21 protein-coding genes and 1 pseudogene are annotated in these 25497 nt (G+C 72.3%); 13 read left to right on the top strand and 9 right to left on the bottom strand.

Annotation, left to right across the window (positions count from 1 at the left end; genetic code table 11):
* A partial coding sequence (locus ACWDS7_RS27680) for a HAMP domain-containing protein (RefSeq protein WP_451931660.1) occupies positions 1-1581 on the bottom strand: 1581 nt, incomplete at its 3' end.
* Positions 1582-1791: 210 nt separating this feature from the next.
* On the opposite strand from ACWDS7_RS27680, the gene ACWDS7_RS27675 reads away from it, so the two are divergent.
* The gene (locus ACWDS7_RS27675) at positions 1792-3240 is read left to right on the top strand and encodes a PP2C family protein-serine/threonine phosphatase (protein WP_306860831.1); all 1449 of its coding nucleotides are present in this window, start codon (positions 1792-1794) and stop codon (positions 3238-3240) included.
* A 252-nt stretch (positions 3241-3492) separates the two neighbouring features.
* Here the strand turns inward: ACWDS7_RS27675 and ACWDS7_RS27670 are convergent, their stop codons facing one another.
* Both ACWDS7_RS27670 and ACWDS7_RS27665 read right to left on the bottom strand, forming a co-directional pair.
* Positions 3493-5259, bottom strand: a complete 1767-nt coding sequence (locus ACWDS7_RS27670) for a S9 family peptidase (protein WP_451931659.1) — start codon at positions 5257-5259, stop codon at positions 3493-3495.
* A 176-nt stretch (positions 5260-5435) separates the two neighbouring features.
* Complete coding sequence (locus ACWDS7_RS27665; protein ID WP_306860827.1) at positions 5436-6266, bottom strand: putative RNA methyltransferase; 831 nt, start codon at positions 6264-6266, stop codon at positions 5436-5438.
* Between the two features lie 94 nt (positions 6267-6360).
* Here ACWDS7_RS27665 and ACWDS7_RS27660 point away from each other — a divergent pair, with 94 nt between their 5' ends.
* Positions 6361-6885, top strand: coding sequence for a hypothetical protein (locus ACWDS7_RS27660; protein WP_451931658.1), 525 nt, complete (start codon positions 6361-6363; stop codon positions 6883-6885).
* Positions 6886-7040: 155 nt separating this feature from the next.
* Here ACWDS7_RS27660 and rho read toward each other — a convergent pair.
* Positions 7041-8108 (bottom strand): annotated as a pseudogene (rho, locus tag ACWDS7_RS27655) (transcription termination factor Rho); the annotation flags it as partial.
* A gap of 319 nt (positions 8109-8427) precedes the next feature.
* Between rho and ACWDS7_RS27650 the strand changes: the two are divergent.
* Entirely contained in the window at positions 8428-9129 is a 702-nt protein-coding gene (locus tag ACWDS7_RS27650; RefSeq protein WP_451931657.1) for an MBL fold metallo-hydrolase, read from the top strand.
* Positions 9130-9324: 195 nt separating this feature from the next.
* Here the strand turns inward: ACWDS7_RS27650 and ACWDS7_RS27645 are convergent, their stop codons facing one another.
* Positions 9325-10557, bottom strand: coding sequence for an MFS transporter (locus tag ACWDS7_RS27645; protein ID WP_451931656.1), 1233 nt, complete (start codon positions 10555-10557; stop codon positions 9325-9327).
* Positions 10558-10591: 34 nt separating this feature from the next.
* Positions 10592-11185: a helix-turn-helix domain-containing protein gene (locus tag ACWDS7_RS27640; protein ID WP_451931655.1), complete on the bottom strand. Its 594-nt coding sequence runs from the start codon at positions 11183-11185 to the stop codon at positions 10592-10594.
* Positions 11186-11225: 40 nt separating this feature from the next.
* Here ACWDS7_RS27640 and ACWDS7_RS27635 point away from each other — a divergent pair, with 40 nt between their 5' ends.
* Complete coding sequence (locus ACWDS7_RS27635) at positions 11226-12485, top strand: benzoate/H(+) symporter BenE family transporter (RefSeq protein ID WP_451931654.1); 1260 nt, start codon at positions 11226-11228, stop codon at positions 12483-12485.
* Between the two features lie 210 nt (positions 12486-12695).
* On the opposite strand, the gene ACWDS7_RS27630 is transcribed toward ACWDS7_RS27635, so the two are convergent.
* A complete protein-coding gene (locus ACWDS7_RS27630) occupies positions 12696-13232 on the bottom strand; it encodes a hypothetical protein (protein ID WP_306860815.1) in 537 nt (178 codons plus the stop codon).
* A gap of 124 nt (positions 13233-13356) precedes the next feature.
* Between ACWDS7_RS27630 and ACWDS7_RS27625 the strand changes: the two genes are divergently transcribed.
* Complete coding sequence (locus ACWDS7_RS27625; protein ID WP_451931661.1) at positions 13357-14412, top strand: FAD-dependent oxidoreductase; 1056 nt, start codon at positions 13357-13359, stop codon at positions 14410-14412.
* Between the two features lie 62 nt (positions 14413-14474).
* Here ACWDS7_RS27625 and ACWDS7_RS27620 read toward each other — a convergent pair whose 3' ends face one another.
* Positions 14475-14597, bottom strand: coding sequence for a hypothetical protein (locus ACWDS7_RS27620; protein ID WP_451931653.1), 123 nt, complete (start codon positions 14595-14597; stop codon positions 14475-14477).
* Positions 14598-14661: 64 nt separating this feature from the next.
* Between ACWDS7_RS27620 and ACWDS7_RS27615 the strand changes: the two genes are divergently transcribed.
* Both ACWDS7_RS27615 and ACWDS7_RS27610 read left to right on the top strand, forming a co-directional pair.
* Entirely contained in the window at positions 14662-15630 is a 969-nt protein-coding gene (locus tag ACWDS7_RS27615; protein WP_306860806.1) for a magnesium transporter CorA family protein, read from the top strand.
* A gap of 113 nt (positions 15631-15743) precedes the next feature.
* Positions 15744-16469 carry an HNH endonuclease family protein gene (locus ACWDS7_RS27610; protein ID WP_306875430.1) on the top strand — a complete coding sequence of 242 codons (726 nt, stop codon included), beginning with the start codon at positions 15744-15746 and terminating at the stop codon, positions 16467-16469.
* A 137-nt stretch (positions 16470-16606) separates the two neighbouring features.
* Here the strand turns inward: ACWDS7_RS27610 and ACWDS7_RS27605 are convergent, their stop codons facing one another.
* Positions 16607-17488 (bottom strand): DUF4429 domain-containing protein, encoded by an 882-nt coding sequence (locus ACWDS7_RS27605; protein ID WP_451931652.1) that lies wholly within the window; start codon positions 17486-17488, stop codon positions 16607-16609.
* A gap of 160 nt (positions 17489-17648) precedes the next feature.
* Between ACWDS7_RS27605 and ACWDS7_RS27600 the strand changes: the two genes are divergently transcribed.
* The 6 genes from ACWDS7_RS27600 (at position 17649) to ACWDS7_RS27575 (ending at position 25445) form a co-directional block, all read left to right on the top strand.
* Complete coding sequence (locus tag ACWDS7_RS27600) at positions 17649-18926, top strand: aminotransferase class I/II-fold pyridoxal phosphate-dependent enzyme (protein ID WP_451931651.1); 1278 nt, start codon at positions 17649-17651, stop codon at positions 18924-18926.
* 171 nt (positions 18927-19097) lie between these two features.
* Positions 19098-20345, top strand: coding sequence for an MFS transporter (locus tag ACWDS7_RS27595; protein WP_451931650.1), 1248 nt, complete (start codon positions 19098-19100; stop codon positions 20343-20345).
* Positions 20346-20602: 257 nt separating this feature from the next.
* Positions 20603-20878, top strand: coding sequence for an FmdB family zinc ribbon protein (locus ACWDS7_RS27590; protein WP_451931649.1), 276 nt, complete (start codon positions 20603-20605; stop codon positions 20876-20878).
* A 179-nt stretch (positions 20879-21057) separates the two neighbouring features.
* Positions 21058-21705, top strand: a complete 648-nt coding sequence (locus ACWDS7_RS27585; protein WP_451931648.1) for an AmiS/UreI family transporter — start codon at positions 21058-21060, stop codon at positions 21703-21705.
* A 112-nt stretch (positions 21706-21817) separates the two neighbouring features.
* Entirely contained in the window at positions 21818-23065 is a 1248-nt protein-coding gene (fmdA, locus tag ACWDS7_RS27580) for a formamidase (RefSeq protein WP_451931647.1), read from the top strand.
* Positions 23066-23561: 496 nt separating this feature from the next.
* Complete coding sequence (locus ACWDS7_RS27575) at positions 23562-25445, top strand: ABC transporter ATP-binding protein (RefSeq protein ID WP_451931646.1); 1884 nt, start codon at positions 23562-23564, stop codon at positions 25443-25445.
* Positions 25446-25497: the final 52 nt, after the last annotated feature.

Raw genomic sequence — 25497 nt, 5'->3', positions numbered from 1 at the left:
GGCGAACATCGACAGCTGGTCGACCATGGTGTTGAGGGTGTCCTTGAGCTGGAGGATCTCGCCCTGGGCGTCGGCGGTGATCTTCTTGGACAGGTTGCCCTGGGCCACCGCCGTGGAGACCGCCGCGATCTGGCGCACCTGGGTGGTCAGGTTGTTGGCCATGACGTTGACGTTGTCGGTGAGGTCCTTCCAGGTGCCGGAGACGCCGCGCACCTGGGCCTGACCGCCGAGCTGTCCTTCGGAGCCGACCTCGCGGGCGACGCGGCTCACCTCGGAGGCGAAGGAGGAGAGCTGGTCGACCATGGTGTTGATGGTGGTCTTGAGGGCGAGGATCTCACCCTGGGCGTCCACGTCGATCTTGCGGGTCAGGTCGCCGTTGGCGACGGCGGTGGTGACCTCGGCGATGTTGCGTACCTGGTAGGTCAGGTTGTTGGCCATGGAGTTGACGTTGTCGGTGAGGTCCTTCCACACGCCCGAGACGCCGCGGACGCGGGCCTGGCCGCCGAGCTGTCCTTCGGTGCCGACCTCGCGGGCGACGCGGGTGACCTCGTCGGCGAACATCGACAGCTGGTCGACCATGGTGTTGAGGGTGTCCTTGAGCTGGAGGATCTCGCCCTGGGCGTCGGCGGTGATCTTCTTGGACAGGTCGCCCTGCGCCACCGCCGTGGACACCGCCGCGATGGCCCGGACCTGGGTGGTCAGGTTGCTCGCCATGACGTTGACGTTGTCGGTGAGGTCCTTCCACACGCCCGAGACGCCGCGCACCTGGGCCTGGCCGCCCAGCTCGCCCTCGGTGCCGACCTCGCGCGCCACCCGGGTGACCTCCTCGGCGAACGCCGAGAGCTGGTCGACCATCGTGTTGACGGTGTTCTTCAGCTCGAACATCTCGCCGACCGCGTCGACGGTGACCTTGCGGCTCAGGTCTCCCCTGGCCACCGCGGTGGTGACCAGCGCGATGTCGCGGACCTGGGCGGAGACGCGGCTGGACATGGTGTTCACGGCCTCGGTGAGGTCACGCCAGCTGCCCGACATGCCCCGCACGTTCGCCCGGCCGCCCAGCCGGCCCTCGGTGCCCACCTCGCGCGCCACGCGCGTCACCTCGGAGGTGAACAGGGAGAGCTGGTCGACCATGCCGTTGATCGCCTTGCCGAGGCGGCGCACCTCGCCCCGTGCTCTCCGGTCGAGGTCGATCCGCCGGGACAGATCTCCCTTGGCGACCGCGTCGATCACGTCGGCCGCGCCGCTGACCGGCCCGACCAGGGCGTCGATCAGCGAGTTCACCGAGTCGACGCTCTCCGCCCAGGAACCCACGCCCGGACCCGCGGTCAGGCGTTCGCTGAAGCGGCCCTCCTTCACCACCTCGCGGCGGACCCGGTGCAGCTCGTTGGCCAGGTGCTCGCGGCGGTCGGCGACCTCGTTGAGCAGCAGGCGGATCTCACTCAGGATCCCGGGAGGAGCATGCGGCACCCGGCGGCGGAAGTCGCCGTCGCGCCAGGTGATGAGTGTCTGAAGAATCGGCTTGAGATCCGATTCGCTGTAACGTCGCTCCTCGACGTCGGGCACGGTGTTGGCCGTGGTCATAAGACCTCCTTGACTCCCGGGGGCGCAGCCGCGAGTCATCCCAGTCTGTCACGGTGCGCAACCCACAGTCCCGTCTTCGAATTACCCCATGCGGGCGCGAAGTGTGGTAGGCACGGAACAGTGACCAACGCTCCCCGAGCCGTCCTGGCCGCGACATTCGCCCCAGGAGACACGGCCGTCCCCGCAGTCCGGCGTTTCACCAGAGAGGTGATGACCGCCTGGGCTGCCGCGTCCGTGCTCGACGTGGCGGAGCGGCTGGCGGGGGAGCTCGTCGGGCAGACGGCCGAGGTGCCGTTCGAGGTCGTCTGGAGCCATCTGGGAGACGGTGTCCAGATCGAGGTCCGGCAGCGGGGCGTCCCCGAGGGAGTCCCCAGCGGCCCGGCCGCGCCGGTCGACGAGTGGGGCGTCACCTTCTCCGGCGAGCTGCGCACCGACTGGGCGCGGCTGCGGCTGCCCGGCTCCGCCGAGCGGGTGGCCGCGGAGTGGTCCATCGAGGAGCCGACCCGGGGGCCGATCTGGATGGGCTTCCTCGCCGACGCCAGCGACCTGCTGGCCGGCACCCTCGACCCGGACATGGTGCCCGCGATCATCTCCCAGATCGTCGTGCCCCGGCTGGCCACCTGGTGCGCGGTCTACACCTGGAGCGACGGGAGCGGCCCGCAGCGCCCGGCCTACCTCTGGCACACCGACGAGCGGCGCATCGACGGGCTGCGCGAGGAGCTCGCCACGGCCCGGATCCCGCAGGCCGGCGGCTCCATGCAGCTCGGCGACTCGCAGATGCTCGTCATCCCGCTGCTGGCGCGGGGACGGTCGCTGGGGGCGATGTGCCTGGGGCGGCCGGACCGGTTCGCCGAGGACGTCTTCCAGTACGCCGAGGACATCGGCCGCCGCGCGGCCCTCGCCATGGACAACGCCCGGCTCTATGCCACCCAGGCGGCGGCCAACCGGGCGCTGCAGCGCAGCCTGCTGCCCCCCAACGAGCCGGGCGAGATCCCCGGGCTCGACCCCGCCGTGGTCTACGAGCCCGCGGGGGAGACCAACGAGGTCGGCGGTGACTTCTACGACCTGTTCGCGGCCGGTGACGGCTCCTGGCGGTTCGCGGTCGGCGACGTCTGCGGCACCGGCCCCGAGGCCGCCGCGGTCACCGGCCTGGCCCGCCACACCCTGCGCCTGCTCGCCCGGGAGGGATACGGCGTGGCGGCCGTCCTCGACCGGCTCAACCAGGCGATCCTGGACGAGGGAGAGCGGGCCCGCTTCCTGACGCTGCTGCACGGGGAGATCAAGCCCGTGCCCACCGGGCTGGACGTGTGGCTGGTCTCCGCCGGCCATCCCGAGGCGCTGCGGCTGCGGCCCACCGGCGTCGTGGACACGGTGGTGACCTCCCAGTCGCTGCTGGGGGTCTTCCCCGAGGCGACCTTCAAGGCCGAGCTCGTCCACCTCGACCACGGCGACGTCCTGCTCGCGGTGACCGACGGGGTGACCGAGCGGCGCCAGGACGGCCGGCTGCTCGACGACGACGGCGGACTGGCCAAGCTGTTCGCCGAGTGCGTGGGCCTGTCGGCGCGGGCGGTCGCGGAGCGGATCCGCCGGGCGGTCCAGGACTTCGCCCCCGAGCCGAGCGCCGACGACATGGCGATCGTGGTCCTGCGCGCCCGATAGACGACACGGCGATCGTGGTCCTGCTCGCCCGATAGACGACATGGCGATCGTGGTCCTGCGCGCCCGACAGCGGCCGGCCTCTCCGGCGCCGCCGCGGTGTCCGGCGGTTCTCCCCGATGCCGGCGGCCCCGCCGTTGCACGGTCCCCGGGTTTCTCCGGCGGTGGCGGCCCCGTCGCTCCGCGGTCCCCAGGTCTCCGGCGGTGGCGGCCCCGCCGTTCTCCGATCCCTCGGCTCCCGGCGGCGCCGCCGTGTCACATCTCCGTCTTGACGTGCCTGCGGGCGAATTCGAGCTGGGCCGACATCTGCGCGATCCGCTCGGAGACGACCAGCGAGCCGTGGCCGGCGTCGTAGCGGTAGACCGTGTGCTCGTGGCCGCGCGCGGCGAGCCGGGACACGTAGGTCTCGATCTGCCCGATCGGGCAGCGCGGGTCGTTCTCCCCGGCGAGGATCAGCAGCGGCGCCTCGACCTGGTCGACGTAGGTGATCGGCGAGCAGTTGGCGTAGCGCTCGGGCTGCTCGGCCGGGGAGCCGCCGAGCAGCGCGCGGTGGTAGGCCCGCAGCGCCTCGGTCTCCTCCTCGTAGGTGGCCAGATGGTCGGCGATGGGCACGGCGGCGATGCCGGCCGCCCACACCTTGGGCTGGGTGCCCAGGCCCAGCAGCGTGAGATAGCCGCCCCAGGAGGCGCCCGACAGCACGAGCCGGTCCGGGTCGGCGACGCCGCGCTCCACCATGACGTCCCGGACGGCGGCCACGTCGGACAGCTCGATGTGGCCGACCTCGCCGGTGAGGGCGTCCCGCCAGGCCGAGCCGTAGCCGGTGGAGCCCCGGTAGTTGACCCGCACGACCGCGAAGCCCAGGTCCACCCACGCGGCCACCTGCGGGACGAAGGAGTCGTCGTCCTGCGAGGTCGGCCCGCCGTGCAGCAGGAAGATCGTCGGGAACGGTCCCGAGCCGCGGTCGGGCCGGGACACCAGGGCGTGGATGCGCCCGCCGGGGCCCTCCACGTCCACGTCCTCGACCGGGACGGACGGCGGTGAGGTCGGGCCGCCGTGGTTCATCACCACGTGGCCGTTGCTCGACCGGATCACCGGCGGGTGGGCGCCGCTGGACCAGGAGTACTCCACCGAGCCGTCGGGGCGGGGCGCGGCGGCGTCGATCACGCCGTGCTGGGTCTCGATCGGGAAGAGTCGGCCGCCGGCGAGGTCGTAGCGGTGCAGATGGGTGCGCCCGCGGTTGGCCCGGACGACGAGCAGCGAGCGGCCGTCGTCGTACCAGTCGGCGGTGATCTCCCCGGGGTCGCGCAGCCAGATCTCCCGCTGCTCGTCGCTCTCCGGGTCCCAGACCAGCGGTTCGCGGCGGCCCCTGCGCTCGTGCAGGGTCAGCAGCCGGCGGTCGCCCGGGACGGGCGCGAAGCGCAGGCCGAGGACGCCTCTGCCGGGGCCGTCGCGCAGGTCACCGACGACGTCGCCGTTCTGCCGGAGCACGCGCAGCGCGGGGTGCCGGGAGTCGCCGTGCTCGCTGTGGCTGATCGCGATCAGCGAGCCGTCCAGGGAGATGGCGGCCACGGAGGCGGCCTCGGCGTGCTCGTAGATCAGCCGGACGGACCCGCCGGGCCGTACGACATAGATCTTGAAACCCTCGCCGGGCCTGGCGACGCCGACCGCGGCCTCGCCCGTCGCCGCCAGCGCGATCCCCGACGGGTAGCCGGGGTCGAGGTCGATCGGCTCGTCGGGGCCGCCGGTGAAGGGCTGGCGCATCCAGCCGCCCCACTCGTCGCCGTCGGTGTCGGAGAACCACCAGATCCACCGGCCGGTGGGGTCGATCGTGCCGTGCGAGGTGCCCTTGGGCCGGGTGGTGGCCTGGCGGACGATCCCCGTCGACCGGTCCCAGGCGTAGATCTCCCACGCGCCGGAGGCGTTGCTGCGGTAGACGGCGCGGGCCGGAGCCTGACGCGCCCACACGGGCAGCGTCACGCGCGGCGCCCGGAACCTGGCCTGCCAGCGCTCCTCCGCCTTCATATGGCGCTTCCCTCCGTCAAGACGTTCGCTTCACGCGTCCAGGCGCGGGCTCGCCGGATTGCCGTCCAGTATGTCGCTTCCGCCCTCAATTTGCTTAGTTAATGTGTGGGAATTTCGGGCTAAATACCACATCAGTAACATGCGTCCCGAAGGTGGCTGTCAAGCACATCGCTTGATCAGGGGCGGGGCTGAAAGATAGACATGCGGAAAGAAGCAGTCACATCGCTTACTTCGGGAAGGTCCGCCACTTTTCTCCGCATGACTTCCGGATCGGTGTGCCAGGCGCTCGGCCCCATGCCCACGACGGCCTCGACCGCCCCGCGCCCCAGCGTCATCCCGAACTCGTGAACGCTCCGCCCGGTCTCGACGAAGCGGCCGCTCAGACTCTCGGCCACCCGCCGCTCCTTCGACTCGTCCACCGAGAGCAGCCCCAGCCGCTCCACCAGCGGTTCGAGATGCCGCGACGTCGGCGTGACCACGATCAACCGGCCGTCGGCCCTGAGCATCCGGGCGAACTCCGCCCCGTTGCGGGGGGCGAACACGTTGAGGATCACGTCGACCGTGCCGTCCCCGACGGGCAGCGGCCGCCACACGTCGGCCACCACCGCCCCCAGCCGGGGATGCGCCCGCGCGGCCCGCTTGATCGCGTGTTTGGACACGTCCAGCGCGATCCCGACGGCCCCCGGGAGCCGGTCGAGGGCCCCGGCGAGGTAGTGGCCCGTCCCCGCGCCCGCGTCCGCGACCACCTCCGCGCCGGTACGGCACGCTCCGGCGACCGCCTCCGCCAGGGGACCGAAATACCCTGCCCCGAGGAACGCCTCCCTGGCGGCCACCATGGCCGCGCTGTCGGCCGTGCCGGGGGCCTGGGAGCCGGTCAGCAGGCTGACGTATCCCTGCCGGGCGATGTCGAAGGAGTGACCCTGGGAGCAGCGGAGAACCCGCTCGTCCAGGTCGAACCCGGCTCCGCAGACCGGGCAGGCGAGGTATTCGACGACGTCGGCCAGCATCCCCTCATCATCCCGCCTCCGGGGCGCGCTGCGCTCCACCGGTGCCAGTGGGATGCAAGGACGCTACAAGCCGCAGGCCCTATAACTCGGAGGTATGAGGAAGAGATCTTTCACCGGCGTGCTGCCGGCGTCCGTGCTCGCGGCGGCCCTGTTCGCGGCACCCCTGCTCGCGACGGCGCCCGCGCACGCCGGCGCCGCGGGCCCGGCGGCGCTCGCGGACGCCGCTGCGAGCCCCGCCGCGGCCGCCGCCGCGGGCGTGAAGCACCACTGGGGGCCGGTGCGGTCGGCCGCCGGGCACTCCGGCCACGCCGCCGCGGACGTGTGGATCACGGACTTCAGCGCCGAGACGTTCACCGTGTCCGGCACGCTCCGTGACCGTGACCCCCACCGCAATCACTGCGCCTACATCCGCGCCCGGTTCCACTACGTCGGCGGCGGCACGGGCTGGGCGCAGCCGCGCTCGACCTGCCGCGCCGGCGACACCTTCAGACTCTCCTCGGACGGTGAGGTCACCCGGGTGGACGTCAAGGTCTGCGTCCTGGACCGCGGCAGGCGCGCGATCTCCTACTGCCACGTCGACGCCATCCGGGAGGAGGTCGTCGCCAACTGGCCCCGCTAGCGCGGCCGCCGGTCACGTGTCCGCGCGGCGCCCGTGGTCATCAGGCACCGTGATCCCCAGGCACTGTGGTCGCCAGGCATCGTGGTCGCCGGACCGGCCGGCCGCCGCGCGGATCGCCCGTGCGGAACGGGCCGGACGGGCCGGACCCGCCGGGGTCAGGTGGCCTGCTGGACCTGCTGGAGGAAGGCGGCGTTGGAGGGGGTCTCGCGGAGCCGGTCGGTGAGGAGCTCCAGCGCCTGCTGCCGGTCCAGGCCGCCCAGGGTACGGCGCAGCCGCCAGGTGAGCTGGTGCTCACGCGGGTCGAGGAGGATCTCCTCGCGCCGGGTGCCGGAGGCGTCGAGGTCGACGGCGGGGTAGAGGCGCTTCTCGGCGAGGGCGCGGCTGAGGCGCAGCTCCATGTTGCCGGTGCCCTTGAACTCCTCGAAGAGGTTGTCGTCCATCCGGGAGCCGGTCTCGACCAGGGCGGTGGCGAGGATCGTCAGCGAGCCGCCGTCGCGGAGGTTGCGCGCGGCGCCGAAGAAGCGGCGCGGGGGGAGCAGGGCCGCGGCGTCGAGGCCGCCGGCGAGGGTGCGCCCGCCGCCGGGGGCGAGGTTGTTGTAGGCGCGGCCGAGACGGGTCAGGGAGTCCAGCAGGACGACGACGTCGCGGCCGCTCTCGGCGAGGCGCTTGGCGCGCTCGACGGCGAGCTCGGCCAGGGCGGTGTGGTCGCGGTCGGGGCGGTCGAACGTGGAGGCGGCCACCTCGCCGTGGACGGACTCGCGCATCTCGGTGACCTCCTCGGGGCGCTCGCCGACGAGCACGACCATGAGGTGGCAGTCCGGATGGTTGCGGGTGATCGCGGCGGCCAGGTCCCGCAGGACCATGGTCTTGCCCGCCTTCGGCGGGGCGACGATCAGGCCGCGCTGGCCCTTGCCGACCGGCGCGAACAGGTCGACGACCCTGGTGGTCACCGACTCGGTCTCCAGGCGGAGCCGCTCGCGCGGGTGGATGGGCGTCATGTCCGCGAAGTCGGGCCGCCGCCGCCAGTCGGTGGAGCCGTTGACGCTCTCCACCTCGACCAGCCTCTCGTACGGCTTGCGGGCGGTGGCGACGACGTGGTCGCCGGGGCGCAGGCCGTACTGCCTGATCTGGGCGTGGGGCACGCGCACGTCGTCGGGGCCGGGGAGGTAGCCGCGGGTGCGGAGGTAGCCGGTTCTGTCGCGGACGTCGAGCAGGCCGGCCACGGTCTCGGTGTAGGCGTCGCTCTCACGCGGCTGCGGAGGGCGTGGACGCTTTCGGGTGGTGGTTTCGGTGGTCATAAGGGACCTTTCGCAGGCGAAAAGTCGTGATCGACCTCTCGCAGGGGGGACCGCGTGCCGGAGCAGATGCGGTAAAAAATGGGGTAAAAGGGGCGGATCATCGCACGCGGCTCAGCCTGCAGTGCGTCACGCCCACCATTACGGTAGCACCGTCAATCCGTGCCGAACAGGAGACCGGATGCCACATCAGTCCATAACAGTCGGGGGCGTCGAAGTGTTCCCCCTGTGTGACGCCGTAGGACCGATGGGGGACTCGATCAGGCGTCCGCTGCCGGAGATGTTCCCCGGCGGCTGTCACGGGGAGTCCGACGAATGGACCCTGCACTTCCACTGCTACCTGCTGCGTGACGCGGTGGGCCGGACCGTGCTGGTGGACACCGGGGTCGGCCCGGAGGACTCGCCGGCGGCGAGCTGGGCGCCGGTCCCCGGAGCGCTCGGCGCCGAGCTCGCCCGGGTGGGGGTGGCCCCCGAGGAGGTGGACGCGGTGGTCATCACGCACCTGCACAGCGACCACGCGAGCGGGGCCGTGATCGGCGGGGTGCCCGTCTTCCCCAACGCCCGGCACGTCTTCCAGCGGGCCGAGATCGACGCGGCCGCCGAGGCGGTCCTCGACCACGTGGTCCGGCCGCTGGGCGAGCGGGTGCAGGTGGTGGACGGCCAGGCGGACGTGCTGCCCGGCATCAGGGTGTTCCACACGCCGGGGCACACCCCGGGCCACCAGGTCGTCCAGGTGGGCGAGCTGGTGCTGACCGGCGACGTGGTGCTGCACCCGGTGCAGCTGGCCGACCCGGCGGTGACCTACCTCTACGACACCGATCCCGTCCTCGCCGCCGCGACGCGGAAGGAGCTGCTGGAGCGGGTCAGGGCCGAGCGGGGGATGATCGCCACCGCCCACTTCGCCGAGCCCTTCACCGTGCTCCCGCCGGTGGCCTCCCGCCAGGCGTAGCCCGGCTCCCGCCGGTGGGTCGCCAGGCGTGTGCCCGGCTCCTACCGGTGGCCGCCGCCAGGCGTGTGTCCCGGCTCCCGCCGATGAGCCCTCGCCGTCCGGGTCCGCCGGGCAGGCGCTCGCCGTCCGGGCCCTCGCCAGGTGCTCGACAAACGCTCGCCAGTCGCTCGGCTCGGTACTCGGCTGGGCGCTCGGTCAGGCGCTCGGCTGGGCGCTCGGCTGGGCCGAGAGCAGCAGGCGCCGGGTCTTGCCCCGGTAGCGGAGGACCTGGACCGCGCCCAGCGCCCAGATCGGGTACTGCACGGCGAAGGCCCAGCGGAACGCCGCCAGGCCGGTCTCCCCGACCAGGTCGAGGGTGACGCCGACCAGGGCGATCACCGCCATGCTCGCGACGAAGCCGCCGCCGTTCACGATGCCGGTGGCCGCGCCGATCCGGGCGGCCGGGTTGAAGGTCCTGGCGTAGTCGAAGCCGATCATCGACCCCGGGCCGTTGGCCGCGAGCACCACCACGAGCACGACGAGCAGCCAGAGCGGCGCGCGGCCGGGCCAGGCCAGCACGGCGGTCCACGCCGCGGCGGTGGTGCCGATCACGATGAGCACCATGCGGGAGCGGTGGAAGGGGAAGCGCCCGGCGAGATAGCCGAGCAGCGGTCCGCACGCCATGCCGCACAGGGTCAGCGTGGACAGCAGCACGCCGGCCGTGGCGGGGGCGAGGCCCTGCCCCTGGACCAGGAACGGGTAGCCCCACAGCAGCAGGAACGCGGCCGCCGAGCACTGGGTGGCCGCGTGGGTCCACATGCCCAGGCGGGTGCCGGGCTCGGCCCAGGCGGCCTTCAGGCTGGGAGGCTGTCCCGTCCGCTCCGGGCGGGAGTCGCGCAGCACCGTGAGCAGCAGCAGCACCGACAGCACGCCCAGGCCCGCGGCGCCCAGGAAGGTGGCCGTCCAGCCGTAGGCGTGCAGGGACTGGATCAGCGGCACCGCGGAGGCGATCGCGCCGAGCTGCCCGATCAGTCCGGTGAGCTGGACCATCAACGGGTTGCGGCGGGCCGAGAAGTGGAGGTTGACCAGCCGGATCACGCTGATGAACGTCATGGCGTCGCCGCAGCCGATCAGCGCCCGGCCGGCGATCCCGGTGAGCAGCCCCTCCGACAGCGCGAAGACCAGCTCGCCGCAGGCCATCACGGCGGCTCCGACGACGAGCATGCGCTTGGAACCGAGCCGGTCGACCAGGACCCCGACGGGCACCTGCATGGCCGCGTAGACCAGCAACTGCAGCATGGCGAGGGTGGACAGCCCGGCCGCGCCGACACCGAGCCGCGCGGCGGCCTCGATGCTGGAGACGCCGAGGGACTGGCGGTGGAAGACCGCGATGACATAGGCCAGCACACCGGTGGCCCAGAACAGCACTGCCGTGGGCCGTGGTGTCATGGGGCCAATATTACTTTTAGGGATTTTTGAGAATTTATTGGGGCTGTCGCAGTGACCGGGGGCGGGGGTAGCGCATGAGCAGGCTGGCGTGGACGTCCTGGCCGCCGACCGCCGAGTAGATGTGCGGGACGTCTGAGCGCCAGGTGAGATGCTCGCCCGGTCCGGCCTGGAGGGGGGCGTCCTGCGGGCCGGCGCTCAGCACTCCGGCGAAGACCGTGATGTGCTCGGTGACGCCCTCGTGGTGGGCGGGGGAGACCTGCGTGGCCCCCGCCGGGATCGTCAGCCGGTAGAGCTCGTAGGTGACGGACTCGTCCTCGAAGACCTGGAGCAGCACGCCCTCCACGGCGGTGCCGTGAGGGACGGGGCCGCTCTCCCCCACGGCCAGCGCCAGTGGCACGCCGAGCTGGGCGGTGACCGCCCAGAGCGTGTCCAGCGTGGGATTGCGGGTGCCGTTCTCCAGGCCGGAGAGCGTGGCCTTGCCGATGCCCGCGCGCCGGGCCAGCTCGGAGAGCGATATGCCGCGCTCCTCACGCAACCTGCGGATCCGCTGGCCTACGCCCGGTGTTCTGGCCTCCTGGGCGGGACGGGAATTTTGTGCGCCGGACTCCATGAGGCTATCGTGCAGCACGATGTACGTTCCGTATACGGAACACGCTGAGGAGAACACGATGAATCGCCTGCTGCAACCCATGCTGGCCGGTGTGGTGACCGCGCTGGTCGGCTTCGCCAGCTCCTTCGCCGTGGTGCTGGCCGGTCTCCGCGCGGTGGGCGCCGACGAGCGGCAGGCGGCCTCCGGACTGCTCGCGCTCTGCCTGGCCAACGGCGTGGTGGCGATCTGGCTGGGGCTGCGGCAGCGGGTGCCGATCACCATCGCCTGGTCCACGCCGGGGGCGGCGCTGCTGGTCGCGACCGGCGCCGTGGAGGGCGGCTTCCCCGCCGCGGTCGGCGCGTTCGTGGTCTCCGGCCTGCTCATCACCGTCGCGGGGCTCTTCCCCCCGCTGGGGCGCTGGATCGCGGCCATCCCCGCCCCGATCGCCGGCGCCATGCTCGCCGGGGTCCTGCTCAACCTGTGCGTCGCGCCGGTCCGGGCCCTCGGCGAGGTGCCGTGGATGGCCGGTCCCGTGGTGCTCGTCTGGGCGCTGCTGAGCCGCTTCGCCCGCAAGTGGGCGATCCCGGGGGCACTGCTGGCCGCCGTCGTGGCCATCGCGCTGACCGGGCCCGGCATGGGGGCGGTGGACCTGCGCCCGGTGGCCGAGCCGACCGCCCCGTCCTGGAGCCTCGCGGCCATGGTCAGCATCGCGCTCCCGCTGTTCCTGGTCACCATGGCCTCCCAGAACGTGCCGGGCATGGCGGTCCTGGCCGGGTACGGCTACCGCCCCCCGCTGCGCGGCATCCTCGTCGCCACCGGCCTGGCCAGCACCCTGGGCGCGCCGCTGGGCGGGCACGCGGTGAACCTGGCCGCCATCACCGCGGCGCTGGCCGCCGGCCCGGACGCCGACCCCGACCCGGGGCGCCGGTGGATCGCCTCGGTCACCGCCGGGGCCTCGATGATCGTCCTGGGTGTCGGATCCGGCCTGGCCACCGCGCTCGTCCTGCTCTCCCCGCCGGTGCTCATCGAGGCGGTCGCGGGCCTCGCCCTGATCGGCGCGCTCGCCTCGGCGGTCACCGCGGCGGTGGCGTATCCGGAGAGCCGGGAGGCGGCGGTGGTCACGTTCGTGGTGACCGCGTCGGGGCTGACCCTGCTGGGGGTGGGTGCAGCGTTCTGGGGGCTGGTGGCCGGCGGCCTCATGACGCTCCTGCAGCGCGGGAGGGCCCCGCGGTCCTCTCCGGCCCCTGAGCGGCCCGAGGAGGGGCCGCGGGAGTCCCGGCCGGCGGCGGCCGTCCCCGGGGAGGCGGCGAGCGCTCCCGAGGAGCTCGGCAGGCGGTGAACGTCCACCCCCGCGGACAGGCCGGGAGACCGGCGGCGGGACGGACGGTCGCCGGCGGGACGGACCGGTGGCGCGGGACGGGCGACCGGCGGTGGACCGGCCGTAGCCGCCCGGGGCGTGGCCGCCGGGGCCGCGGACACAGACCTCCGCCGGTACGGCATGCATAGCCGCACCGGCGGAGGGGTCGGGGGGAGAAGCGGGCGGGAGAGGCTACCGGCCGTCTCCCGGACGGCCGTGGCGGCCGGCGACGAGCTGGTCGGTGCTGTGCTGACGGGGCACCTCGATCCTCGGGTGGGGCGCCGTCGTCTCGCCGCGGTCGTCGACGCCGTCACGGTCACGGTCGACCGGCGGGCGCGCCGCCGTCTGGGCCCGGTCGTCGACGCCGTCACGGTCGCGGTCGACCGCGGGGGCCGCGGCGGTCGCCGGAGTCTCCTCCAGCTTCCGCTCCAGCTCGCGCTTCTCCTCCTCCAGGCGGGCGACGCGGTCACGCGCCTCCATCCGGGAGGTGCGGATCCTGCGCCGGTGGGTGGCGGAGCGGCGCATCCCACTGAACATCATCGCCAGGCCGAGCAGGAACAGCGCCCCGGTGGCGGCGCCGGCGAAGAAGAACTCCAGCTGGGAGAGCTGGACCGTCTGGTCGAAGACCGTGAACGATGCGGGGGTTGTGGCTGTGGCGGCCTCATCCCAGGAGACCGCGACCACAGCCGCGCCCGCGAGTACGATCAGGAGGAGTCCCAGCACTATCATGTGACCTCATCTCGGGCTGCGTCTGTTGTGAATCTCGGGCTGCGTCTGTCGTGATATGTGCTGCTGCCCCGCGGGCGCAGGATTATTCGCCGGGCGCGGGCGGTTGCCAGGGAACGTGACGGACATCGACGTTGTGGTCATCGGGGCCGGGCAGGCCGGGCTGTCCAGCGCCTACTTCCTGAGCAGGGCCGGGATCGACTCCGTGGTCCTCGACCGCTCCCCGCGTCCCGGCGGCGCGTGGCAGTTCCGCTGGCCGTCCCTGACCCTCGGCGCGGCGCACCGGGTGCACGATCTCCCCGGCCTGCCGATGGGCGTCGTCGACATGACCCGGCCCTCGTCGGAGGTCGTGTCCGAATACTTCGCCGCCTACGAGCGGACCTTCGGCCTGCCGGTGCGCCGCCCGGTGACGGTGCGGGCGGTCCGGGAGGGGTCGGCCGGGCGGCTGCTGGTCGAGACCTCGGCCGGCGACTGGTCCCCCCGGGCACTGATCAACGCCACCGGCACCTGGGAACGCCCCTTCTGGCCGCGTTACCCGGGTCAGGAGACGTTCCTCGGGCGGCAGCTCCACACCGCCGACTACGTCACCCGGGACGAGTTCGCCGGCCGGCACGTGGTGGTGGTCGGCGCCGGCGCCTCGGCCGTCCAGCTCCTGATGGAGATCGCCGAGATCACCACGACCACCTGGGTGACCCGCCGTCCTCCCGTCTTCCGGGAGGGGCCGTTCGACGAGGAGGCCGGCCGGGCGGCCGTCGCCCGGGTCGACGCCCGCGTCCGTGCCGGGCTCCCGCCGGGCAGCGTGGTCGGGGCCACCGGCTATCCGGTGACGCCCCAGGTCAGGGCGGCCAGGGCGGCCGGGGTGCTGGACCGCCTGCCGATGTTCGACCGGATCGTCCCCGACGGGGTGAGGTGGGACACGGCGCCCGCCGGGCACAGCCGGCTGGTCAGGGCCGAGGTGATCCTGTGGGCCACCGGCTTCCGGCCGGTCGTCGGCCACCTGGCCCCGCTCCACCTGCGTGAGCCGGGCGGCGGCATCCGGGTCGAGGACACCCGGGCCGTCCTCGACCCCCGCGTCCACCTGGTCGGCTACGGCCCCTCCGCCAGCACCATCGGGGCCAACCGCGCCGGCCGTACCGCCGTCCGGCACATCCGCCGGCTCCTCGGGGCGCCGATGGCGGCCTGAGGCCCTTCCGGCCGCCGTGCGGTCCGAGGTCGAGCCGGCCCCGCCGGTGTGGGGGCGATCACTCACCGCCCGGCGCGCCGGCGCGGGGTCGGATCAGGCGGTGCGGCGGTGGCGAGGTGGGCGGAGAGGGCGCGGATGCGGTCGACGAGCTCGGGCGGCCCGTGCACCTCGAAGTCGATGTCCACCAGCGCGACCCAGGGCTTACTCGTCCGACCCGGTCCAGGACTTACTCGTCTAGTGTTGACGGGCATGGACCGCACCCGTCTGTACCGCAATGGAGTCCTGGAAGCCGAAGGCTTCTCCGTTGACGAGGTGTCCGATCACCTCGCAGACCCTTCCGCGGTGGTGTGGTTCGACCTGTGCTCGCCCTCGTCGGCGGACCTGGACAAGATCAGCGAGGAGCTCGGCCTGCACCGGCTGGCCGTCGAGGACGCCCTCCACAGCCAGCAGCGTCCCAAGCTGGACACCTACGACAGCCACCTGTTCCTGACCGTCTACGGCGCCAAGCTGGTGAAAAAACGTCTCGAACTCATCGAGATATCGATCTTCGTCACCAAGCACGCCCTGGTCACCGTCAGGGAGAACCCTCACTTCGACATCGACGAGGTGATCAGGCGCTGGGACGCCAACACCGAGATGGCCAAGTACGGCGTGCCGTACCTGCTGCATGGCCTGCTCGACTACGTGGTGGACGGATACTTCGAGGTGCTGCAGGCACTCGACGACCAGGTCGAGGCGCTGGAGGACGACCTCTTCGAGGAGGACGCCGGCGACCGGGTCCACATCCAGCGCCAGACCTTCGAGATGCGCAAGAAGCTGGTGCGGTTCCGGCGGCTGGCGGTGCCGGTGCGCGAGGTCGTCGGCAGCCTGCTCCGCAGGAGCGTGGACATGCTGGACCCGGCGCTGGACCCCTACTACCAGGACGTCTACGACCACGCCCTGCGGGCGGGCGAGTGGACCGACTCCCTGCGGGAGCTGGTGGGCAACATCCGGGAGGCCCACATCAACCAGCAGGGCTTCAAGCTCAACGACATCATGAAGCGGATCACCAGCTGGGCGGCCATCATCGCGGTGCCCACGATGATCACCGGATATTACGGCCAGAACGTGCCCTATCCCGGCTTCGGCCAGTCGCTCGGCTTCTGGACCTCCACCGCCGCCATCCTCGTGGCCTCGTCCATCCTCTACCTGATCTTCAAGAAGAAGGGCTGGCTCTAGGGCCGGTTCCCCGGGCGCCACGCAGATGCGTCCTGACGTTCCGTGTCAACCAACCCCATTGCGGGCATCGGTCATGTTTCGACCGGTAATCCTTCATGGAGGCATGGGTGGGCATGCGGGGGATGGTCACCGCCGTTCTGGGCGCCGCGGTGATGTTCTCGTTGGGGACGCAGGGAGACGGTCAGGCGAGAGCCGCCTTGGAGAGCCGGGCGAGAGCCGCCCCGCTCGACAACCCGCACGGCACCCTGCCGGGCCTGGCCCCGCTCAGGTCGGCGCGTGACAGGGGCATGGCGGTCAGGCTCATCAAGAAGCTGCGGACCAGGGGGATGGGGCCCAGGACGGGCTACACGCGGGCCCGGTTCGGCGACAACTGGGCGGACACGGCCAGAGGCGTGCCGTACGCCCGTAACGGCTGCGGCACCCGCAACGACCTGCTCGCCCGGGACGGCGAGGACGTGAGATACCGCCGGGGCTCGGACTGCGTCGTCGTCGCGATGAGACTGCGCGACCCCTACACCGGCCGGACGATCCGGTGGCGCAAGGAGCGGGCGGACCAGGTCCAGGTCGACCACGTGATCCCGCTGTTCTACGAATGGCGGATGGGCGCCTCCCGCTGGCCGATGGCCAAGCGGATGCGGATCGCCAACGACCCGCTCAACCTGATCCCCGTCTACGGCGGCGCCAACCAGGCCAAGGGCGGCTCGGGCCCGGCCTCGTGGCTCCCGCCGGCGCGCCGGATCCGCTGCGCCTACGTCGTACGCTTCGCCCAGGTCGCCCTGAAATACGGCCTGCCGGTCACCCGGGCCGACAAGGCCGTCATGCTCGCCCAGTGCCGTTAGGCCGGCTCCGGGGCCGCCTCCCGCGCCGGGCCGCCTCCCGCGCCGGGCCGTCATCCGCGCCGGGCTGTCGTCCGCGCCGGGCCGTCGTCCTGGCCGGGTCGCCTCCTGTGCCGGGCCGTCTCCCGCGCGGGCGTCTCTCAGAAGCGGCCCAGCAGCGCCTGCTTGGCGACGGTGAACTCCTCCTCGGTGAGCACGCCGTCCCGGCGGAGGTCGCCGAGCTCGCGCAGGCGGCGCAGGAGCGCGTCCGGGTCGTCGCCGGCGGGGGCGGGGGCGGCCGGCGCCGGGGCCTCGAGAGCGGGCGGCGGCTCCGGAGGGGCCGAGGGGTGGGGCAGCCGGGCGAGGACGGCGGCGACGAACAGCGCGGCCGTCCGGGTCTCCTTGTCCATGCCCCACAGCACGAGGCAGTGCGGGTCGTGCTTGGGGGCCAGCCTGTGCGCCGTGCCCCGGAGGTTGAAGCGCAGGTGCCCGTTCTCCAGCCCGGCGGCCGGGATCCAGTCCACGCCGTCCAGGTCCTTCAGCGGCAGACGCTGGGGACCGGCCGACTTCTTGACCCCCTCGACCGCCCAGTTCCACTCCAGGCGGATCGACTCGCCGTCGAACGTCGCGGTGCCGTCGCCCCCCGACACCGTCAGCGGCAGCCCGGGACCGGGCATCAGATAGCGGTCGCTGGGCCCGTCGGGCACCTGATCGATCACCAGGGCGTTGCGCACCTCGTCGACGAAGTATCCGGCGACGCCCGTGCGGTCGGCGTCGACGGCCAGCTGGTAGGGGTCGGCCGCGTCGGAGATCCGCCCCCGCGCGGCCTGGGTGAACGGGTCGGCGCCCTCCCGCAGCCGCAACCGCAGCCGCCCGCCCTTCTTGCCGGGCTCGTAGGCGATGCCGGCCACCGCCGCCAGCGGGACCGCCACCTCGCCGAGGAGTTGCCGCAGCTTGTTCACGCCCCGGTCACGGCCGGGCACGATCCGCAGGATCTCGCCGTCGAACGTCCATGTCCCGTCTCGTCCCATGACCTCCGCCATAGCGGGATCCTACGGTGACCGCCGCCGCCGGCGGAGGGTCCGGTGCCGTGGGGGCCGGCGGTATGGCATGGCACAGCCCGGTCCGGCCCGGTTTCCGGTCGCTCCCGCAGGTCTTCTATCCTTCGAAGCCCACCCGCGATCGGCAGGCGAAGGAATCCCCGTGAGCTTTTCGGCCCTGAACCTCGATGAGCTGACCGCGCAGCGTGAGCGCGCCCTGCGCGACTACGAAGCGCTCGTCCAGCGAGGACTCTCCCTCGACCTCACCCGGGGCAAGCCGTCGGGGCGGCAGCTCGACCTGGCCTCCGCCCTCCTGACCCGGCCCGGTGGCCACACGGCCGCCGACGGGACCGACTGCCGCAACTACGGGGGGCTGCAGGGCCTGCCCGAGCTCCGGGAGATCTTCAGCGGCCTGCTGCAGGTGCCCGCCGGCCAGTTGATCGCGGCGGGCAACTCCAGCCTCTCGCTGATGCACGACTCCATCGTCCACGCGCTGCTCAGCGGGGTCCCGGGTGGCGAGGGCCGCTGGGTGGACGCGCCGCGGACCGCGTTCCTGTGCCCGGTCCCCGGGTACGACCGCCACTTCGCCCTGTGCGAGCGCTTCGGCATCGAGCTCATCCCCGTGCCGATGACCGCCGAAGGCCCCGACATGGACGTCGTCGAGCGGCTCGTGCTCGAAGACCCCCAGATCAAGGGGATCTGGGCGGTGCCGAAATACAGCAACCCCAGCGGCGTCTCCTACAGCGACGAGACGGTGCGGCGTCTGGCGGCCATGCCCACCGCCGCACCGGACTTCCGGATCTTCTGGGACAACGCCTACGCCGTGCACCACCTCACCGACACCCCGGTGGAGATCGCCGACCTGCTGGCGCTGTGCGCCGAGAGCGGCAACCCCGACCGCGCCTTCGTCTACGGCTCCACCTCGAAGATCACCTTCAGCGGCGGCGGCGTCGCCTTCTTCGGCTCCTCCCCGGCCAACGTGGCCTGGCTGCTCGGGCACATGGCCAAGGGGACCATCGGCCCCGACAAGCTCAACCAGCTCCGCCACGTGGAGTTCCTCCGCGACGAGGAGGGCGTCCTGGAGCACATGCGCCGCCACCGCGAGCTGATCCGGCCGAAGTTCGACGCGGTGGACCTGATCCTCACCAAGGAGCTGGGCGGCACCGGCCTGGCGTCCTGGTCCAGCCCCGAGGGGGGCTACTTCATCGGCCTCGACGTGCTGGAGGGCTGCGCGCGGGAGGTGGTGCGCCGGGCGGCCGGCGCGGGCATCGCGCTGACCCCGGCGGGCGCCACCCACCCCTACGGCGACGACCCCCGCGACAGCACCATCCGCATCGCGCCCACCTACCCGGAGCTGGAGGAGGTGGAACTGGCCATCACCGGCCTGGCCATCTGCGTGCGCCTCGTCGGGACCGAGAAGCTGCTGGAGCAGGCCCGGTAGCCGTGGGCGAGGGGCCACCGGCCCAATCGATCCGTCGGGATTTGGCCCTGTAAGCTCGGCCGGCCCGCTCCTTACGGTGTGAACCGCACAGCGCGCACGGCGGGCGAGGATGGACGCGGCGATCGGCCTCCGCATCACCCGGCTCAGCGGTGATGACCAAGGAGGCCCATCGTGTCCAGCAGGATCCTCCCGCCCTCCGGGCCGCCCCGGGTTCTCGCGCTGGCGCAGCTGGCCAACGCCTTCGGTGACGGCGCCTACTACGTGTGCTCGGCGCTGTATTTCACCCGGATCGTGGGGCTCACCCCGACCCAGGTCGGTTCCGGGCTGACCCTCGGCTGGGCCCTGGGGTTCCTGGCGGGGGTCCCGCTCGGGCACCTCGCCGACCGGCGGGGGGCCCGGGGCACGGCGGCGCTGCTGGCCGTCGCGACCGGCACCGCGGTCGGCTCGTTGCTGTTCGTCCGGTCCTTCCCCCTGTTCGTCCTGGCCGCCTGCCTCTACACCTGCTGCCAGTGCGGCCTCGGAGCCGCCCGGCAGGCGCTGCTGGCCGGGCTGGTGGAGCGGGCCGAGCGGACCGGGGTCCGGGCCCACCTGCAGGCGACGGTGAACGCCGGGCTGGCGGTCGGCGCGGCGCTCGGCGGGGTGGCCCTGCACCTCGACACCCAGCAGGGGTATCTGGCGGTCTTCGCGATGGACGCCCTGAGCTTCCTGGTCTCCGCCCTGGTGCTGCTCCGGCTGCCCGCCGTGCCGTCCTCGCCGCCCGCCCCCGCCGGGGAGCCGGCGCTGGCGGTGCTCCGCGACCGGCCCTACGCGCTGATCGCACTCCTCAACATGATCATGTTGCTGTACATGCCCCTCCTCAGCCTGGTGATCCCCCTGTGGATCGTGCAGCGGACCCAGGCGCCGAGCTGGACGGTCTCGGCGCTGCTGGTGCTCAACACGCTGAGCGTGGTGCTCCTGCAGGTGAGGGTGGCCCGCCGGGTGAGCGGCCTGGACACCGCCTCCCGGTCGGTACGGCACGCCGGCCTGGTGATGCTCGCCTCGTGCGCGGCGTTCGCGCTGTCGGCGGCCGGCCCCTCGGCGTGGGCCGCCGGCGCCGCCCTGCTCGTGGCCGCCTGCCTGCAGGTGCTCGGTGAGATGATGCACGCCGCCGGCGCCTGGGAGATCGGCTTCGACCTGGCCCCGCCCGACAGGCAGGGCCAGTACCAGGGATTCTTCGGCGCCGGCACGGCGGTCGCGCGGATGCTCGGCCCCCTGCTGCTCACCGCCCTGATCGTCACCTGGGGCCCGCCGGGCTGGCTCCTGCTGGGCGGCCTGTTCCTGCTGGCCGGCTCCGCGATGGGGCCGGCCGTACGCTGGGCGGAACGCACCCGGGCGGCGGCCTCCACGGCCGGCCCCCTCCAGCCGGTGTCCTCCCCCTGACCTCGCGGGGCCTACCGCCGCGCATCACGCTGAGCCGGGCCGTACGGCTGCCGCGTAGAGCCTGCTTTGCCTGCGGATTTGCGTCCCGTCACGCTTCCGGCGCGGTGCGACGGCCGGCGGCGTCCGGACCTTGACAGGCCGATCGGATTTCGGGTAGTCCGGAACTGTGGCCCGATCCGTTCCGGATCCGTGGTCCCGTCAGCCGGAGGGCCGGGCGTGAGAGGCGTCGTTCTCGGGCGGGCGGAGTGGAGGTGCCTATGGCGACCTATGAATACCTTTGCCGAGAGTGCGGCCGGTTCGACGTCCAGCTGCCGATAGGGACCGCACCGGCATCTCGTGACTGCTCCGCGTGCGGACGCGGTGCCCGGCGCGTCTTCTCCCCACCGGGCCTGTCCCGGGTTCATCCGGCGCTGTCGGCCGCGCTCGACCTGGACGAGCGGAGCCGGGAGGCCCCCGAGGTCGTCTCAAGCATCCCCCGCAGACACCCACCACGCCCGCCGCATCCGGCACTGGCACGCCTGCCACGGCCGTGAACGGCGGACGGCACAACACGTCCACCTACGTCCCTCCGCGACGTCTGACCCGGCGAAGGCCGGCGTCCAGACGCCTCCACGGCTGCCACGGCCCTGGGCGCGGCCGTGCCGCCGCACGGCGTAGGTGGATCACGTCGCCCACCTGAATATCCCATCACCGGCACTAGGGGGTGTCACGGTTGGGAGCGGTTGGACTGCTCTACGTCGGCGCGGTGCTCTTCATCAACGGGCTGATGCTGCTGGGGAAGGTCGAGCCGCGGGCGACGGCCATCCTCAACCTCTTCGTCGGCGCGCTACAGGTGATCACGCCCACCGTGATGATCATCATGTCCCGCGGCGACACGAATGTGATTCTCGGCGCGTCGGGGATCTTCCTGTTCGGGTTCACCTATCTCTATGTGGGGATCGGCCTGCTCGGCGGGTTCGACACCACCGGGATCGGCTACTTCTCGCTGTTCGTGGCCATCATGGCGCTCGGCTACTCGTTCGCGAACTTCCGGATCCTCAACGACAGGCCGTTCGGCGTCATCTGGCTCTACTGGTCGTTCCTGTGGCTGCTCTTCTTCCTGCTGCTGGGGTTGAAGCACGACCACCTCACCACCTACACGGGCTGGGTGACGGCGATCCAGGGATGGGTCACGGCGGCCATTCCGTCGTTCCTCATCCTCACCGGCTACTGGCAGCGCTGGGACCAGAACGTCCTCGCGATCGTCCTGGTCGTGTTCGGCGTGGTGGTGTTCGGCGCGCTGTGGCCGCTGACGAGGAAGAGGGGCGCGCTCTCCAGCCGGGCCGGACCCGCCGGAGGGGAGACGATCCCGGCGCACTAGCCCGCCCGCGAGCCGTTCCCGGTGGTCCGGCGGGGGCCGGCACCGGTGAGGAGGTGATGTGACCTGGCAGCTACCGGATCACCGCGTACCGAATTCAAGAGGAGGACTCGTCATGCCAAAAGTCGTGTTCAGCGTGGACCAGTCAAAGTCGATGCGTGACCAGGAAGTACCGGGTCACAACCGATGGCACCCGGACATACCTGTGGTCGCCATGGTGAAGCCCGGGGACGAGTTCCGCGTCGAATGCCGGGAATGGACCGACGCGCAACTGCACAACAACGACTCGGCCAACGACGTACGGGACGTCGACCTCACCCTCGCGCACATGCTGAGCGGGCCCATCGGGGTCGAGGGGGCGGAGCCGGGTGACCTCCTGGTGGTCGACATCCTCGATCTCGGTCCGGTGCCGCAGCAGGTCGGCGACGCGCCGGGGCAGGGCTGGGGCTACACCGGCGTGTTCGCCAAGGTGAACGGCGGCGGGTTCCTGACCGACTACTTCCCGGACGCCTACAAGGCGATCTGGGACTTCCACGGGATATACGCGACATCCCGCCACCTGCCCGGCGTCCGATACGCCGGCATCACCCACCCGGGGCTGTTCGGCACGGCGCCGTCGGCGGAGCTGCTGGCGAGCTGGAACCAGCGGGAGCAGGCCCTCATCGACACCGATCCCAACCGGGTCCCCGCCCTGGGCCTGCCGCCGCTGCGCGACAACACCCTCGCGGGGACGGCGACCGGCGAGGTGGCCGACCGGATCGCCCGTGAGGGCGCCCGCACCGTTCCCGCCCGGGAGAACGGCGGCAACCACGACATCAAGAACTTCACGCGCGGGGCGCGCGTCTTCTACCCCGTCCATGTGAAGGACGCCAAGCTCTCGGGCGGGGACCTGCACTTCAGCCAGGGCGACGGTGAGATCACCTTCTGCGGGGCGATCGAGATGGGAGGCTTCATCGACTTCCACGTGGATCTCATCAAGGGCGGCATGGAGAAGTACGGCGTCAGCACGAACCCGATCTTCATGCCCGGCAACGTCGAGCCGCGTTACTCGGAGTTCATGTCGTTCATCGGCATCTCGGTCGACCACGACACCAACACGAACTACTACCTCGACGCGACGGTGGCCTACCGCCGGGCCTGCCTCAACGCCATCGAATACCTCAAGAGGTGGGGCTACACGGGCGAGCAGGCGTATCTGCTCCTCGGCTCGGCGCCCATCGAGGGCCGGATCAGCGGCATCGTCGACATCCCCAACGCCTGCTGCTCGCTCTACCTGCCCACGGAGATCTTCGACTTCGACGTGCGGCCGAACCCCGAGGGGCCCGTCAAGCAGGACAGGGGGCAGTGTGCTGTGACGTCCTGACCGGCGGACCGGGGCGGGTGCGGCTCCCGCGGAGAACGCGGCCGCCCCGGGACCGGGACCCCTGACCCCCTTCACCGCCGCGACACGCCGTCCGGGGTCCACGGGCCTGCCTCCCCAGGGAGGCAGGCCCTCCGGCTGCCCATGGGCGGGATGGGCACGGACGTCCTCCGGTCCGAGGTCGGGACGGTCGACCCCGTCCGAGGTCGGGGCGGCTGACCCGTCCGAGGTCGGAGTGGTTGACCCCGTCCGAGGTCGGAGCGGTTGACCTCAGGTTAAGTTGAGGTCTTAGTGTCCTCTTGTGTCGCCACCGGGGAACGCCGGCGACGTCGTGGCCCCGCGGGAGGTCCGCCACGGCGGAGCCACGCGTGACCCCGGCGACCGACGCGATCACCGCGCCCCCCGGAGGGACCCGCCGCATCCACGGCTCCGGCCCACGGGTTCTGTCGGTGCTCCATGAAAAAGTCGGAGACCACCCCCCAGACACCGGAGACATGCGATGGACATGGAAGTGACCGCGTGGACGTCGCTCTACCACGCGATGAACGCGCAGGACGAGAAGCGGCCGTTCTCCAGGGCCGCGCTGCGGCGCATCGCCGGGTTCGCGCGGCCACACCGTAGGCTTCTCACCTGGTTCCTGCTGCTCAGCGTCGTGACGGCGACCCTGGCCGTGGCGACCCCGGTGCTCGCGGGCCGGGTCGTCGACGCGATCGTCAAGGGCCTGGCGCTGGAGACCGTCGTCGTGCTCGCCGTGCTCATCGCCGTCATCGCGGTGGCGGAGGCCGGGCTCGGGCTGATGACGCGGTGGCTGTCGGCGAGCATCGGCGAGGGCCTGATCCTCGACCTGCGCACCGCGGTCTTCGACCACGTGCAGCGCATGCCGATCGCCTTCTTCACCCGCACCCGCACCGGCGCGCTGGTCAGCCGGCTGAACAACGACGTCATCGGCGCGCAGCGGGCCTTCAGCGACACCTTCTCCGGCGTGGTCGGCAACCTCGTGACGCTGGTCCTCACCCTCGCCGTGATGATCGGGACCTCCTGGCAGATCACCTTGCTCGCGCTGCTGATGCTGCCGGTGTTCGTCCTGCCCGCGCGGCGGATGGGCACCCGGCTGGCGCGGCTCGAACGCGAGTCGGCCGACCACAACGCGGCGATGAGCACGCAGATGACGGAGCGCTTCTCCGCGCCCGGGGCGACGCTCGTGAAACTCTTCGGCCGGCCCGCCGACGAGTCGGCCGAGTTCGTCACGCGGGCCCGCCGGGTGCGTGACATCGGGGTGCGCACGGCGATGGTGCAGTCGGTCTTCGTCACCGCGCTGATGCTGGTCTCGGCGCTGGCTCTCGCCGTCGTCTACGGTCTCGGCGGGTTCTACGCGCTGCGGGGGCAGCTGGAGCCGGGCGCCGTCGTCGCGATGGCGCTGCTGCTGACCCGCCTCTACGCCCCGCTGACCGCCCTGGCCAGCGCGCGGGTCGAGGTGATGAGCGCGCTGGTGAGCTTCGAGAGGGTCTTCGAGGTGCTGGACCTCAAGCCCCTGATCACCGAGCGGCCGGACGCCCGGCGGGTGCCCGAGGGGCCGGTGTCGGTGGAGTTCGACGGGGTGCGGTTCGCCTACCCGTCGGCGGACAAGGTGTCGCTCGCGTCACTGGAGGAGGTCGCGGCCCTCGACACGCGGGGCGGTGTCGAGGTGCTGCACGGGGTGTCCTTCCGGGCCGAGCCGGGGCAGATGGTGGCGCTGGTCGGCTCCTCGGGCGCCGGCAAGTCGACGATCGCGCAGCTCGTGCCGAGGCTCTACGACGCCGACGAGGGCACCGTGCGCCTGTCCGGCGTGGACGTCCGCGACCTGTCCGCCGAGTCGATCCGCCAGACGCTCGGGATGGTGACGCAGGACGGCCACCTGTTCCACGAGTCGATCCGCGCCAACCTGCTCCTGGCCCGGCCGGGGGCCTCGGAGGAGGAACTGTGGGAGGTGCTGCGCCGCGCCCGGCTCGCCGAGCTCATCGAGGCGCTGCCCGACGGGCTGGACACCGTCGTCGGCGAGCGCGGCTACCGGCTCTCCGGCGGTGAGCGCCAGCGGCTGACGATCGCGCGGCTGCTGCTGGCCCGCCCGCGGGTGGTGATCCTCGACGAGGCCACCGCGCATCTGGACTCCACCTCGGAGGCCGCGGTGCAGGAGGCCCTGGGCGAGGCCCTGGCCGGGCGGACCTCGGTGGTGATCGCGCACCGGCTCTCCACCGTCCGGGCCGCGGACCTCATCCTCGTCATCGAGGACGGCCGGATCGTGGAGCGCGGCACGCACCTCGACCTCCTCGCCGCCGGCGGCCGCTACGAGGAGCTCTACCGGACCCAGTTCGACCAGCCCTCCGTCAGCGAGGCGGTCCACTGACCGGCCTGCGGGCCTGCGGGCCCGGCCGGCGCGGGGGCCCCGGGCGGGGGGC

This window comes from Streptosporangium sp. NPDC003464 (assembly GCF_053588315.1).
The sequence above is the reverse complement of the archived record's forward strand: the minus strand, read 5'-3'. Positions and strand labels throughout refer to the sequence as shown.

Bases quoted from the DNA above. Each gene is read 5' to 3' on its own strand.
- ACWDS7_RS27675 (WP_306860831.1), top strand. From the start codon at position 1,792: ATGACCGCCTGGGCTGCCGCGTCCGTGCTCGACGTGGCGGAGCGGCTG.
- ACWDS7_RS27670 (WP_451931659.1), bottom strand. From the start codon at position 5,259: ATGAAGGCGGAGGAGCGCTGGCAGGCCAGGTTCCGGGCGCCGCGCGTG.
- ACWDS7_RS27665 (WP_306860827.1), bottom strand. From the start codon at position 6,266: ATGCTGGCCGACGTCGTCGAATACCTCGCCTGCCCGGTCTGCGGAGCC.
- ACWDS7_RS27660 (WP_451931658.1), top strand. From the start codon at position 6,361: ATGAGGAAGAGATCTTTCACCGGCGTGCTGCCGGCGTCCGTGCTCGCG.
- ACWDS7_RS27650 (WP_451931657.1), top strand. From the start codon at position 8,428: ATGGGGGACTCGATCAGGCGTCCGCTGCCGGAGATGTTCCCCGGCGGC.
- ACWDS7_RS27645 (WP_451931656.1), bottom strand. From the start codon at position 10,557: ATGACACCACGGCCCACGGCAGTGCTGTTCTGGGCCACCGGTGTGCTG.
- ACWDS7_RS27635 (WP_451931654.1), top strand. From the start codon at position 11,226: ATGAATCGCCTGCTGCAACCCATGCTGGCCGGTGTGGTGACCGCGCTG.
- ACWDS7_RS27630 (WP_306860815.1), bottom strand. From the start codon at position 13,232: ATGATAGTGCTGGGACTCCTCCTGATCGTACTCGCGGGCGCGGCTGTG.
- ACWDS7_RS27615 (WP_306860806.1), top strand. From the start codon at position 14,662: ATGGACCGCACCCGTCTGTACCGCAATGGAGTCCTGGAAGCCGAAGGC.
- ACWDS7_RS27610 (WP_306875430.1), top strand. From the start codon at position 15,744: ATGCGGGGGATGGTCACCGCCGTTCTGGGCGCCGCGGTGATGTTCTCG.
- ACWDS7_RS27605 (WP_451931652.1), bottom strand. From the start codon at position 17,488: ATGGCGGAGGTCATGGGACGAGACGGGACATGGACGTTCGACGGCGAG.
- ACWDS7_RS27590 (WP_451931649.1), top strand. From the start codon at position 20,603: ATGGCGACCTATGAATACCTTTGCCGAGAGTGCGGCCGGTTCGACGTC.
- fmdA (WP_451931647.1), top strand. From the start codon at position 21,818: ATGCCAAAAGTCGTGTTCAGCGTGGACCAGTCAAAGTCGATGCGTGAC.
- ACWDS7_RS27575 (WP_451931646.1), top strand. From the start codon at position 23,562: ATGGACATGGAAGTGACCGCGTGGACGTCGCTCTACCACGCGATGAAC.